Source organism: Lacticaseibacillus sp. YLM2-1 (assembly GCF_056583465.1).
Map to the genome: position 1 here is coordinate 1,874,953 of NZ_CM152617.1, position 13,499 is coordinate 1,888,451.

Annotated in this window: 5 protein-coding genes, 2 tRNA genes, 2 rRNA genes and 1 riboswitch; of the genes, 1 reads left to right on the forward strand and 8 read right to left on the reverse strand. The window is 47.6% G+C overall.

The window, feature by feature from the left end; translation table 11 throughout:
• Positions 1–37: 37 nt before the first annotated feature.
• The 6 genes from AC07KQ_RS09135 to AC07KQ_RS09160 form a co-directional block, all read right to left on the reverse strand.
• Positions 38–2,955 (reverse strand): 23S ribosomal RNA (locus AC07KQ_RS09135).
• A gap of 160 nt (positions 2,956–3,115) precedes the next feature.
• Positions 3,116–3,188: transfer RNA gene (locus tag AC07KQ_RS09140), tRNA-Ala, on the reverse strand.
• A 34-nt stretch (positions 3,189–3,222) separates the two neighbouring features.
• Positions 3,223–3,296 (reverse strand) — tRNA-Ile (locus AC07KQ_RS09145).
• A gap of 86 nt (positions 3,297–3,382) precedes the next feature.
• Positions 3,383–4,952: ribosomal RNA gene (locus AC07KQ_RS09150) — 16S ribosomal RNA — on the reverse strand.
• The 16S and 23S rRNA genes sit together here with 2 tRNA genes alongside, the layout of an rRNA operon.
• A gap of 385 nt (positions 4,953–5,337) precedes the next feature.
• Positions 5,338–6,621 carry a serine--tRNA ligase gene (gene serS / locus AC07KQ_RS09155; RefSeq protein WP_173959220.1) on the reverse strand — a complete coding sequence of 428 codons (1,284 nt, stop codon included), beginning with the start codon at positions 6,619–6,621 and terminating at the stop codon, positions 5,338–5,340.
• 371 nt (positions 6,622–6,992) lie between these two features.
• Positions 6,993–8,570, reverse strand: coding sequence for a helix-turn-helix domain-containing protein (locus AC07KQ_RS09160; RefSeq protein ID WP_263774146.1), 1,578 nt, complete (start codon positions 8,568–8,570; stop codon positions 6,993–6,995).
• Between the two features lie 260 nt (positions 8,571–8,830).
• Here AC07KQ_RS09160 and AC07KQ_RS09165 point away from each other — a divergent pair, with 260 nt between their 5' ends.
• Complete coding sequence (locus AC07KQ_RS09165) at positions 8,831–10,360, forward strand: helix-turn-helix domain-containing protein (protein ID WP_003566131.1); 1,530 nt, start codon at positions 8,831–8,833, stop codon at positions 10,358–10,360.
• A gap of 63 nt (positions 10,361–10,423) precedes the next feature.
• Here the strand turns inward: AC07KQ_RS09165 and AC07KQ_RS09170 are convergent, their stop codons facing one another.
• Positions 10,424–11,878 (reverse strand): amino acid permease, encoded by a 1,455-nt coding sequence (locus AC07KQ_RS09170; RefSeq protein WP_003573317.1) that lies wholly within the window; start codon positions 11,876–11,878, stop codon positions 10,424–10,426.
• 634 nt (positions 11,879–12,512) lie between these two features.
• Positions 12,513–12,688: riboswitch (Lysine riboswitch) on the reverse strand.
• A 59-nt stretch (positions 12,689–12,747) separates the two neighbouring features.
• On the reverse strand, positions 12,748–13,458 hold the full coding sequence (budA, locus tag AC07KQ_RS09175; RefSeq protein ID WP_003566135.1) for an acetolactate decarboxylase: 711 nt from the start codon (positions 13,456–13,458) through the stop codon (positions 12,748–12,750).
• Between the last annotated feature and the right edge of the window lie 41 nt (positions 13,459–13,499).

The window sequence follows — 13,499 nt, forward strand, 5'->3', positions numbered from 1 at the left end:
TGCTCCGGTTTCTAACCGCTCCTGCTCACACTCTTACTTGGTTAAGTCCTCGACCGATTAGTACTGGTCCGCTCCATGCATCGCTGCACTTCCACTTCCAGCCTATCTACCTGATCATCTCTCAGGGGTCTTACTTCCATATAGGAATGGGAAATCTCATCTCGAGGGGGGCTTCACACTTAGATGCTTTCAGCGTTTATCCCTGCCGTTCATAGCTACCCAGCGATGCGCCTGGCGGCACAACTGGTACACCAGCGGAACGTCCATCCCGGTCCTCTCGTACTAAGGACAGCTCCTCTCAAATTTCCTGCGCCCGCGACGGATAGGGACCGAACTGTCTCACGACGTTCTGAACCCAGCTCGCGTACCGCTTTAATGGGCGAACAGCCCAACCCTTGGGACCGACTACAGCCCCAGGATGCGATGAGCCGACATCGAGGTGCCAAACCTCCCCGTCGATGTGGACTCTTGGGGGAGATAAGCCTGTTATCCCCAGGGTAGCTTTTATCCGTTGAGCGATGGCCCTTCCATACGGAACCACCGGATCACTAAGCCCGACTTTCGTCCCTGCTCGACTTGTCAGTCTCGCAGTCAAGCTCCCTTATACCTTTACACTCTGCGAATGATTTCCAACCATTCTGAGGGAACCTTTGGGCGCCTCCGTTACATTTTAGGAGGCGACCGCCCCAGTCAAACTGCCTACCTGACACTGTCTCCCGCCACGATTAGTGGCGCGGGTTAGAGTGTTCATACAGCTAGGGTAGTATCCCACCAACGCCTCCATCGAAACTAGCGTTCCGATCTCTACGGCTCCTACCTATCCTGTACAAGCGGTACAAACACTCAATATCAAGCTACAGTAAAGCTCCATGGGGTCTTTCCGTCCTGTCGCGGGTAACCCGCATCTTCACGGGTACTATAATTTCACCGAGTCTCTCGTTGAGACAGTGCCCAAATCATTACGCCTTTCGTGCGGGTCGGAACTTACCCGACAAGGAATTTCGCTACCTTAGGACCGTTATAGTTACGGCCGCCGTTTACTGGGGCTTCAATTCTGGGCTTCGCTTGCGCTAACTCATCCTCTTAACCTTCCAGCACCGGGCAGGCGTCAGCCCCTATACATCATCTTACGATTTAGCAGAGACCTGTGTTTTTGATAAACAGTTGTTTGGGCCTATTCACTGCGGCTGACCTTGCGGTCAGCACCCCTTCTTCCGAAGTTACGGGGTCATTTTGCCGAGTTCCTTAACGAGAGTTCGCTCGCTCACCTGAGGATACTCTCCTCGACTACCTGTGTCGGTTTGCGGTACGGGTAGTTTATTTCTCACTAGAAGCTTTTCTTGGCAGTGTGACATCAGGAACTTCGCTACTATAATTTCGCTCCCCATCACAGCTTGTCCTTAAGACTGCAAGCATTTCACTCGCTGTCAGACTTGCTGCTTGGGCGCACATTTCCAGCCGTGCGCTTTCCTTAGCCTCCTGCGTCCCTCCATCGCTTAAACAAAATAAACTAGTGCAGGAATCTCAACCTGCTTGTCATCGACTACGCCTCTCGGCCTCGCCTTAGATCCCGACTAACCCTGGGAGGACGAGCCTTCCCCAGGAAACCTTAGTCATACGGTGGATCAGATTCTCACTGATCTTTCGCTACTCATGCCGGCATTCTCACTTCTAAGCGCTCCAGCCGTCCTCACGATCGACCTTCAACGCCCTTAGAACGCTCTCCTACCGCGCACCCTTACGGGTGCACCCACAGTTTCGGTATTATGCTTAGCCCCGGTATATTTTCGGCGCAGTGCCACTCGACTAGTGAGCTATTACGCACTCTTTAAATGGTGGCTGCTTCTGAGCCAACATCCTAGTTGTCTGTGCAACGCCACATCCTTTTCCACTTAGCATAAATTTAGGGACCTTAACTGGTGATCTGGGCTGTTCCCCTTTCGACAATGGACCTTATCGCTCACTGTCTGACTCCCGGAGTAAGATCGATGGTATTCGGAGTTTATCTGAATTCAGTAACCCTTGATGGGCCCCTAGTTCAAACAGTGCTCTACCTCCATGATCCATCCTCCGAGGCTAACCCTAAAGCTATTTCGGAGAGAACCAGCTATCTCCAAGTTCGTTTGGAATTTCACCGCTACCCACAACTCATCCCAGCATTTTTCAACATACATGGGTTCGGTCCTCCAGTGTGTTTCACCACACCTTCAACCTGGTCATGGGTAGGTCACTTGGTTTCGGGTCTACATCTGCTTACTCATTCGCCCTGTTCAGACTCGCTTTCGCTACGGCTCCGACTTTTCATCTTAACCTCGCAAGCAAACGTAACTCGCCGGTTCATTCTACAAAAGGCACGCCATTACCCATTAACGGGCTTTGACTAATTGTAGGCACACGGTTTCAGGAACTGTTTCACTCCCCTTCCGGGGTGCTTTTCACCTTTCCCTCACGGTACTGGTTCACTATCGGTCACTAGGGAGTATTTAGCCTTGGGAGATGGTCCTCCCGGATTCCGACGGAATTTCACGTGTTCCGCCGTACTCAGGATCCTGGACGGAGGGTTCGACGTTTCGCTTACAGGGCTTTCACCTTCTGTGGCGCAGCTTTCCAGCTGACTTCGACTACGTCGGACTTTGGTAACTCCAATGTCCAGTCCTACAACCCCGAGAAGCAAGCTTCTCGGTTTGGGCTCTTCCCACTTCGCTCGCCGCTACTATGGGAATCGAGTTTTCTTTCTCTTCCTGCGGGTACTGAGATGTTTCAGTTCCCCGCGTCTGCCGCCGGCCAGCTATGTATTCACTGACAAGCAATACACTGATGTGTACTGGGTTCCCCCATTCGGAAATCTCCGGATCAAAGCTTACTTATAGCTCCCCGAAGCATATCGGTATTAGTTCCGTCCTTCATCGGCTCCTAGTGCCAAGGCATCCACCGTGCGCCCTTTGTAACTTAACCTGTACTGACTTGCGTCAGCGGTTATGCGATGCGAATTTCTTTTTCAGAAACTCATACAAATACGCTGTGTTCTCGGCAATTTAAAACAATTAATACAATGATATCCAGTTTTCAAAGAACAAGGTAGCCGACTTTCGTCGGTCATTGGCCTTTCGGCCAATGGAGGATAACGGGATCGAACCGATGACCTCCTGCTTGCAAAGCAGGCGCTCTCCCAGCTGAGCTAATCCCCCATAAGGGTTGTTCAATTAACAAGCGTACGCTTGATGGGCCTAGATGGACTTGAACCATCGACCTCACGCTTATCAAGCGTGCGCTCTAACCAACTGAGCTATAGGCCCGATAGGCGTGAAGAGGTTATCCTCTCAAAACTAAACAAAGTTTCGTGTGTGCAGGTTTCCGTCAGACTTTCAGTCTGTTTCCTTAGAAAGGAGGTGATCCAGCCGCAGGTTCTCCTACGGCTACCTTGTTACGACTTCACCCTAATCATTTGTCCCACCTTAGACGGCTCGCTCCCTAAAAGGGTTACGCCACCGGCTTCGGGTGTTACAAACTCTCATGGTGTGACGGGCGGTGTGTACAAGGCCCGGGAACGTATTCACCGCGGCGTGCTGATCCGCGATTACTAGCGATTCCGACTTCGTGTAGGCGAGTTGCAGCCTACAGTCCGAACTGAGAATGGCTTTAAGAGATTAGCTTGACCTCGCGGTCTCGCAACTCGTTGTACCATCCATTGTAGCACGTGTGTAGCCCAGGTCATAAGGGGCATGATGATTTGACGTCATCCCCACCTTCCTCCGGTTTGTCACCGGCAGTCTTACTAGAGTGCCCAACTAAATGCTGGCAACTAGTCATAAGGGTTGCGCTCGTTGCGGGACTTAACCCAACATCTCACGACACGAGCTGACGACAACCATGCACCACCTGTCATTTTGCCCCCGAAGGGGAAACCTGATCTCTCAGGTGATCAAAAGATGTCAAGACCTGGTAAGGTTCTTCGCGTTGCTTCGAATTAAACCACATGCTCCACCGCTTGTGCGGGCCCCCGTCAATTCCTTTGAGTTTCAACCTTGCGGTCGTACTCCCCAGGCGGAATGCTTAATGCGTTAGCTGCGGCACTGAAGGGCGGAAACCCTCCAACACCTAGCATTCATCGTTTACGGCATGGACTACCAGGGTATCTAATCCTGTTCGCTACCCATGCTTTCGAGCCTCAGCGTCAGTTACAGACCAGACAGCCGCCTTCGCCACTGGTGTTCTTCCATATATCTACGCATTTCACCGCTACACATGGAGTTCCACTGTCCTCTTCTGCACTCAAGTTTCCCAGTTTCCGATGCGCTTCCTCGGTTAAGCCGAGGGCTTTCACATCAGACTTAAAAAACCGCCTGCGCTCGCTTTACGCCCAATAAATCCGGATAACGCTTGCCACCTACGTATTACCGCGGCTGCTGGCACGTAGTTAGCCGTGGCTTTCTGGTTGGATACCGTCACGCCGACAACAGTTACTCTGCCGACCATTCTTCTCCAACAACAGAGTTTTACGACCCGAAAGCCTTCTTCACTCACGCGGCGTTGCTCCATCAGACTTGCGTCCATTGTGGAAGATTCCCTACTGCTGCCTCCCGTAGGAGTTTGGGCCGTGTCTCAGTCCCAATGTGGCCGATCAACCTCTCAGTTCGGCTACGTATCATCGCCTTGGTGAGCCATTACCTCACCAACTAGCTAATACGCCGCGGGTCCATCCAAAAGCGATAGCTTACGCCATCTTTCAGCCAAGAACCATGCGGTTCTTGGATCTATGCGGTATTAGCATCTGTTTCCAAATGTTATCCCCCACTTAAGGGCAGGTTACCCACGTGTTACTCACCCGTCCGCCACTCGTTCCATGTTGAATCTCGGTGCAAGCACCGATCATCAACGAGAACTCGTTCGACTTGCATGTATTAGGCACGCCGCCAGCGTTCATCCTGAGCCAGGATCAAACTCTCATATAAATATGAGCTGTTCGAATAGCTCGATTTGTTGTTCTAGCGAATTGACTTCGCAAATGTTACTTCTTGCCTCGGTACCGAAGTACCAAGGACCCTGCACATTTAAACGAAACTTTGTTCAGTTTTCAAAGGACGACCTTGTCAAAAGACAACTTTCATATATTATCACTAGCTGTTGAAATATGTCAACAACTTTTTGAATAAACATGCAACCGATATGAATCTCGCAATCGGTTATGAATTTGACAACGGAGAATATATTATCAACTTTACGAACCCGCGTCAACACTTTTTAAATGAGGTTTTGCTAAGAATTTAAAGTCCGAACGTTTGCATTAAAAAAACAGTGAATCATTTGCGATTCACTGCATAAAGATGCATGAAACAATTAATCTTCCTTGGTGATTGCGGTTTGTCCTTGCATGTATGGTACAAGCACATCAGGAATTTTCACAGAACCATCAGCTTGCTGATAATTTTCCAAAATAGAAGCCACTGTTCGCCCTACAGCAAGCCCTGAGCCATTGAGCGTGTGGACAAACTGCAATTTGCCGTCGTCATCACGATAGCGAATTTGTGCACGACGCGCCTGAAAATCAGTGCAATTGCTGCAACTTGAGATCTCACGATAGCGATCTTGCGCTGGCATCCAGACTTCCAGATCATTCGTCTTCGCACTGGTGAAGCTAGCGTCATTACTTGCCAGCGTGATGACATGATAAGGCAATCCGAGCTTTTGCAAAAGATCTTCGGCATCGTGAATCAAGTTTTGAAGTTCTTTCCAAGAATCTTCAGGCTTGCAGAACTTGACCATTTCGACCTTATTAAATTGATGCATCCGGATCAAGCCGCGAGTATCGCGACCGGCACTGCCAGCTTCAGAACGAAAAGCCGGTGTAAGTGCGGTGAAATTAACTGGAAGTTTTTCAGCATCAATAATGTCATTCCGATAATAGTTGACCAGAGGCACTTCTGCTGTTGGAATCAGAGTCAGTGGTTCACCATCATTCGTGATCGTATAGGTCGCATCAGTAAACTTTGGAAATTGACCAGTACCGAACATAGAATCATTGTTAACGAGGTATGGGGGAATGATTTCTTCATACCCTTCTTTTTGGTGCTCATCCAAGAAGAAGTTATAGACGGCGCGTTCAAGACGTGCACCAGCGCCCTTATAGTAAACAAATCTGCTACCGGCAACCTTCGCCGCGCGTTCAAAATCCAGAATGCCTAATTTTTCACCAATATCCCAGTGATGCTTTGGTTCAAAATCAAACGTTGGCATGTTTCCCCATTTGTATTCTTCACGGGAATCGTCTTCATTTAACGACATTGGTACGTCATCGGCCGGAAAGTTTGGCAATCGGACGAGAATATAGGTTACTTTTTCATTTAGCTGGGCGAGTTCTTTGTCTAAAGCCGCAATCTTTTGGCCTACTTCCCGCATGGCCTTAATTTGATCGTCAGCATTTTCTTTGTTCCGTTTCATAACCGCAATTTGGCCTGAAACATCATTGCGCTTGGCTTTAAGCTCTTCAGTTTGAACGGTCACCTGACGCCGGCCCGTATCCAAAGCTAATAATTCATCAATCTCTTCACCTTTAATCGCACGTGCAGCTAACTTTTCCTTGGCCCATTCCGGTTTTTGCCGGATCAGTTTTAGATCTAACATGGTTTGTCCTCCTCATATGGTCATGATGCGTCTGAAATCTCAGTGCACACAAAAAGCCTTCCATCTCGTTGGGACGAAAGGCCATTCCGCGGTGCCACCCAAGTTTGACGCCTATGCGCCACCCTCAATAACTGATAACGGTCAGTGGCCGTGCAGTTCATCACTACCCACTAAGGCGCTGGAATATGGATGGCTAACAGCTTTCACCAACCGCTGTCTCTCTTGATCATCCAATAGACGCTTCAGACGTGTTTGCTATTCATTCTTAAAATTACCGCATTTAGCACTGATTAACAAGCGCCCACACTGTTTTTATTCAAAAATAATGGGAGCCAGTCCTCTTGGCCCAAATGCAAGCAGCTATTTGTCTTTTAATAAATGAACCGGGCATCTTCTAAAACTTTTTTATCCCAAAGTTCACGGAGTAAGGCATACAGTTGGCCGTAATGGTCATTGCTAACATTGATATGCCATGGGAATATCTGTGCCTTGCCGGCTACTTTTTTGACTGGCGCAACCGAAGTCGTGATGACCAAGTCGGCATCTTTCAGATTAGCATTGGGCGATGCTAATTCGACAAATGGAATAGCGTGCAAAAACGCTAGCAAGTCAATATAGCCGGTAATCGTTTGTTCAACAACTGGCGCAACCACAATTTTCTTTGGCGGCTGAAATTGGATGAGTAGTTGGTGCAAGTTGCGATACAGCGCTTCGGCCAAAACATCAATGTACCCGTCAAACGATTCGAGATGTTCTTCATCCACTACTTTTTCAAGCGTGGCTTTGATCTGAGCATAGAAAGCCGGATCATCTTTGGTCTGCTGCATGTTGGAACTGAACTCAGCGAGTAAAGTTGTTGTGAAGTCTTTTTTGAACACCAGCACGCTGACGGTGACACTCAGCATATTGGCTAACAACAAATTATACGTCTCTTCTGGCAACTGCAGATGTAGCTTAAAGTTATATGGAAAACACGCAAAGAAGGCTTGAATCAACTGATAAATTTCGGGATTATAGCGGTTGTACCGTTCGATCACACGTCGCTCAAGCGGGCCATCACTGACAATATACAGCGGCGCAAAATTAAACAGAAAATAGAGCGCATCGCTTTCCCCTTGTTGCTGCTGCTCAGATAAGCCATCTAAAACTGGATGTTCGTCAGTCAGCGCTTCAGCAATTGGTGAAAACAGATTTGGCATTGGATACCGTAAAATCTGTGAATCCGGATCATGCGTCAACACCTGCCCTGTCAAAATGCGTTGATGTGCCACCGCAATGTAATAGAGCAACAATTCACGTGTAACGACATTCACATCGCCGCCTTTAAAGGCTTTAAGAACGGCATCAAGAATTTCGCTGGCACGCTCATGCGTCATATTTTCAAATGGCCAATCCGCGCCATTCGTTGCTAACCAATATGTTAACCCCAAAAAAATTCGGATATTTAATTCTGACCCAATAAACGACAATGTCTCATATGAAAATTGAACCCCACAGGTTTTGGCGTAACCGCGAATAGGTTTCAGATGTCGCAAAATGGTGGCTTTGGAACTATCGGACGCCATTAAAAAGTCATCAAAGTTTTGATAGCGCTTATATAAAACTGCGTCCAAAAAACGATATGGGTTCGACTTTTTCACCAGATCATAGCGAAATTCATCAATTGGAATGGCAAACAACATTTTAGTGGACGCATGCTTGCGACCCAGTATCTCCTCCAGAGAGTTAACCAACCCAGTGTAGGTATTATAGACACTCCCATAGTTACGATTAGTAATCGCCGCAATTTGTTTTAAATTCACATCGCCGACAACCGAATAATGTGCGTGATCACCAGCCAACTGCGTTCTCACCGGCGTCTGCGCAATTCGTGCCGAGATAATGGCGTGAAACAAATTGAGCTTTTCAGCGTCGGACATCGACAAAAAGATGTCGTGATTGGCTTCCATGGACTCCCCACCCCTAAAATACGATTTTGTGTCTTTTATTATACGTCATACTTTGTCAAGACGCAGGTATTCACCCCTGTTACGAGTACAAGTCGGGTCTAAAAACTATACCAAATTGTTATTGTTCATTTACTCGGCTTTAGAAAATAGCGGGTTTCCCTAAAGTTCAATGTTTCACTAACAAACTGTCATCATTTTTACTTTTTTTGTTATAATTGACGTAGGTAGGGGTGAATTGCTTTTAGATAAGGGGGTGTACCATGCTGTATGAACAAACTTTTTTAGATCGCGCTGATCTGCAGAAGTTCCAAATGTTCGCAGCGATCAAAGATACCAATGTGCAAACATACACGATCAATACCCTCAGTCAGCACCTAGACCTTTCCTATCAGCAAGGGTATAACATCTTGCAGGAACTTTTCCGCGACTTGACAGTTTTAACAAAACATCCAGAAAAAATGAAACGGAAACAAATCAGTCTTCTGGTCGATATCGATATTACAGTGGACGATTATCATCTGTATTTGTTGCAGCACGCTATCGCGTTCCAATTTGTCGATTACATTGTGCAAGCTAATCACCCGTCCACAGACAAGTTCTGTCGTGCCCATTATATCAGCCGTTCCACGTTGGTTCGCAAGACGTCTGCTCTCCGTAATCTTCTTAAACGATATCAGCTTAAGTTGTCCTTTAGCGACTTAGGCTTTGCCGGTCAGGAAAGCCGCATCAGATTGTTCTTGTTCGCCTTCTATTGGATTGGCTACCACGGCGTCGATTGGCCATTCAAAGTTTTAGATGAACAAAAAATTGTTCAGGAATACACCGCCTTACCCAGTGCCAAAAAGAATCCGGTCGATATTCTTGAAGAAGTATTGTTTTGGGCCATCAGCCGCGTACGCATAAGTGGCAACCATTTCGTTGACGGCGCGGCGCCATTTGACAAAATTTTCGATGAGTATTCACCTTTTCAATATCCGGTTTACACGAAAGAAATGTTTCCTGCTTACGACACACGGTTTATGAAAAGCGAAAACGACTTCTTCTACTTTCAGCAAAATCGCACCATTACATTTTTACCAACTGACGCCACGAGTGATGCTTTTATCCGCTACCTAAGTGACAAAAAAACCGTGACGACAGATTTCACTAAGCGACTCTTGGCTTTTTTGAATGCTCATGTTCGACCTGACAGTGATTTCGATGTTTATCACGAACACGAGCTAGTTCTGAATCTAGCTCGGATCGCGTTGAACAATGAGTTTCTGGGCGGCGATTTCATGCACATCGTGGATTACTATCAACCTGAAGGGCTGCCATACACAGAGACTAAGCTGTACCATACCTTGCAAACGTTCATCGCTGGTTTGCCAGACACCCCTGCCTACCGTCGTTTTCTTGGTAAAAATGCAGGATTTTTGCGCATTATTCATTATCTTTTGGCTCCTTATTTGCGATACTTCTCAGAAACACCAGTTGTGCAAGTGAAGCTGGTTTACCTAGGACATGATCTCCTCAATCGCCGTTTGGTAAACTTTCTGGACGATCTTAGTGTCGTTGATTTGTTGCCAGATGATGCGCCTTGTCAGGAAGCTGACTTGGTGATTACCAGTGTCGACAATGAAGCCGCCATTAGAGCAGCAGCACCATCGGATTTCAAAGGCGAGGTTGCCACTTGGATTATTGATGATGACGACAGTGCTATTTTCCAACTTTATATGTTGATTCGCCGCCTTTATCTCGGCAAAACAGCTTCAGCACGCTCATCAGAAACTGGTACTTTTAAGTGGTGATAGCATCACCTAAAAAGGCAGTTCCCACTCAGTTCAATGTGTGGAAACTGCCTTTTTGCATCGTTAATTTCGGTGATCTCGGTGAGCGGACAAATCAACTTGGTCTAACGGAATCATTTTTGTCCGATGCTTCACTTTGTACCAGACGAATAAGACAATAAAAAGCGGGATTGACATGTAAGAAACCAGTAATCGACCCCAGGCAAAATTTTGAACTGCCTGCAAATCCTGACCAACGATGACAATGAGACTCATAATAATCGCCAGAATTGGGCCAACCGGAAACCATTTTGCATGATACTTGAGTTCACTCAGATCGTGTCCTTGCTTCACGAAAGCGCGCCGAAAGCGAAAATGTGAGACAGCAATGCCTAACCATGCAAGAAATCCAGTCAGACCAGAAGCTGCAACCAGTAGTTGATAGACATGCGGTCCCATAATGCTGGTTAAAAAGGTGAAAGCACCAACCAAGGTTGTTAACAGCAGTGCTGCAACTGGAATCCCCCGGTTATTCGTTTTCTGGAAAACGCGCGGCGCAAAACCGGAACCACCCATTGCCCACAACATGCGGGTCGAGGCATACATCCCTGAGTTAGCCGAGGACAAAACCGATGTCAAGATGACCGCGTTCATGACGCTGGCCGCTCCTGCTAACCCAATGCGATCAAATACCAAAGTGAATGGCGAAATCGCAACTTGATCGACACTCGCACCTAATAAATTCGGGCTGGTATAGGGAATGATGGCAGCAATGATCGCAATAGATAAAATATAAAAGAGCAAAATTCGCCAAAACACCTGTTTAATCGCTTTAGGAATACTCGTTTCCGGCGTGGCACTTTCTCCCGCGGTAATGCCAATCAGTTCAGTCCCTTGAAAAGAAAAACCAGCAACGACGAAAACGGCTAGGGTAGCTGGCAACCCACCAACAAATGGCGCCGCTCCGGTTGTGTAATTTTTCAAACCAATCGGGCCATTGCCGCCCATGATCCCAACGATGGTCAATAAACCAACAACGAGAAAGACCAGCACTGTGACAATTTTGACTAATGAAAGCCAATACTCAGTTTCACCAAAGGACTTAACAGAAATAATGTTGATGACAAAAATCAACGCTAAGAACCCCATTGAAATCAGCCATCCAGGCACATCTGGCAGCCAAAAATGCATCACGATTGCGGTGGTGGACACATCAACGGCCACCGTGATTGCCCAATTGAACCAATAATTCCAACCAAGTGCGAACCCAAATGCCGGATCAACAAATCGGCTAGCATACTCGGAGAACGACCCCGAAACGGGAACATAGGTAGCCATTTCACCGAGACTGGTCATTAGGAAAAAGACCATCAACCCGATGCCGACATACGCAGCAATGGCCCCGCCTGGTCCAGCGGTGGCAATCGCACTCCCACTGGCAACAAAGAGACCAGTGCCAATGCTGCCGCCTAAGGCAATCATGGAGAGATGGCGAGTTTTGAGTTCACGTTTGACTTGATTTGATTCTGACTGTGCCAATAGTTTGCTCCTTTTGAAGTTTTTGATAGGTTGAGAATGCGAGGCTCGGGGAGCGAGGTTAGCTTTCTGTAACGCGCGAACCAGCCCAGAAACCTGCGCATAAGGACCTTGGACGCGATGGTCAAAACCCGGCCGCCCGTTTAGATTTAAGGCATCTTCGACTGGCGGCCGTAACTGATACTGGGTTAGCTTTCTATAACGCGCTCGCAGTCGCAGAAACCTACACATAAGGACGTCGGCCCTAACGGCTGGCCCGTTTAGATTCACAGCATTTTTCGACTGAGTGGCTCATAATCGGCTCTTGGGTAGCTTTCTATAACGCGCGAACCAGCCCAGAAACCTACACATAAGGACCTTGGACGCAATGGTCAAAACCCGGCCGCCCGTTTAGATTTAAGGCATCTTTCGACTGGCGGCCGTAACTGATACTGGGCTAGCTTTCTATAACGCGCTCGCAGTCGCAGAAACCTACACATAAGGACCTTGAACCTAAATGGCCAAAGCCCGGCCATTTAGGTTCAAGGCCACTTATGTTCCGGTTTCTAAGCGCTCCTGCTCGCGCTCACAAAAAAAGCCAACGGGCGAGAATCAACCCATCAGCTTATCATTTTTCTAACAATGACTAAACGTGATCCGATTCATTAGCGCCCCGCGATGTTCGCGACAGTCCAGCAGATGTTGTCCAACTGGCCCAATGTCGGATTTCTGAACAAATCCGGCATCTCGGCATCCGCCCCTTTTGCAACCGCGCATCTGGCGTTCAGGCCATTGCGGTTGGGATTCATGACAAATGCAACCTCTAATCGTTATTGTTTTACACGTTAACATGTTCGGCCTTCAACAGCAACTGCCTCTCACAAGGCTTTAACTCAATTCTCAGCCTTGCGAATATCGGCTACCAGTGTTGCCGTGTCAAATTTTTGCTTTAAAAAAGCATCGTTGGTTGTCGGCAGATGTAGCTGGAAGTCACTAAACTTTTGCAGAAACAATTCGCCACTGTCGAGTTCGAAGCCAAGAATATGGCCACCCATGTGATGATCAGCGTCAAGAAAATGCAAGTGGAACCCCGGTGACACCGCACCCGCATAGAGATCAGGCGAATAATACCCAATCAATGTACCCTTGATATTCTCAGCGTTGAATTCTTTTTGACCTGAAGCTGTTTCAGTAAGCGTTGGATACGGTGGCTGTTGCGGCAACACCGCGCGTGTATGCATCTGCGTAAACCGCCCCTCAACGCGTACTGCAGCAAAAAGATTGGCCGTTTGAAGGCGTTCCAAAACCGTTTTTTGAAAGCCTGACAAATCAAGTCCTTGTAGTTTGCCTACAGATTTATCAGCTTGATAATGCACGTTTGCAAACGGTACTTCTTCTTCTGACCCGACTTCGCGAACAGCGCCTTGTGCATTGACTTGATAAACTTTGCTATCAATGATCACAAGTTCGCCATCTAGCCCCGTCAAAGTGCCAATACCAGTATTGCCATGCTGCAGCAGTTCTTCAATCTTTTGCGTACCAGCAAACAATCCGGGTACAAGCATTGCCAATGTGCCATGTTGATATAACCGATCAGTATTCACAGATGGTCTCCTCCTATTACGCGATCGCCAAGCGCAATGCT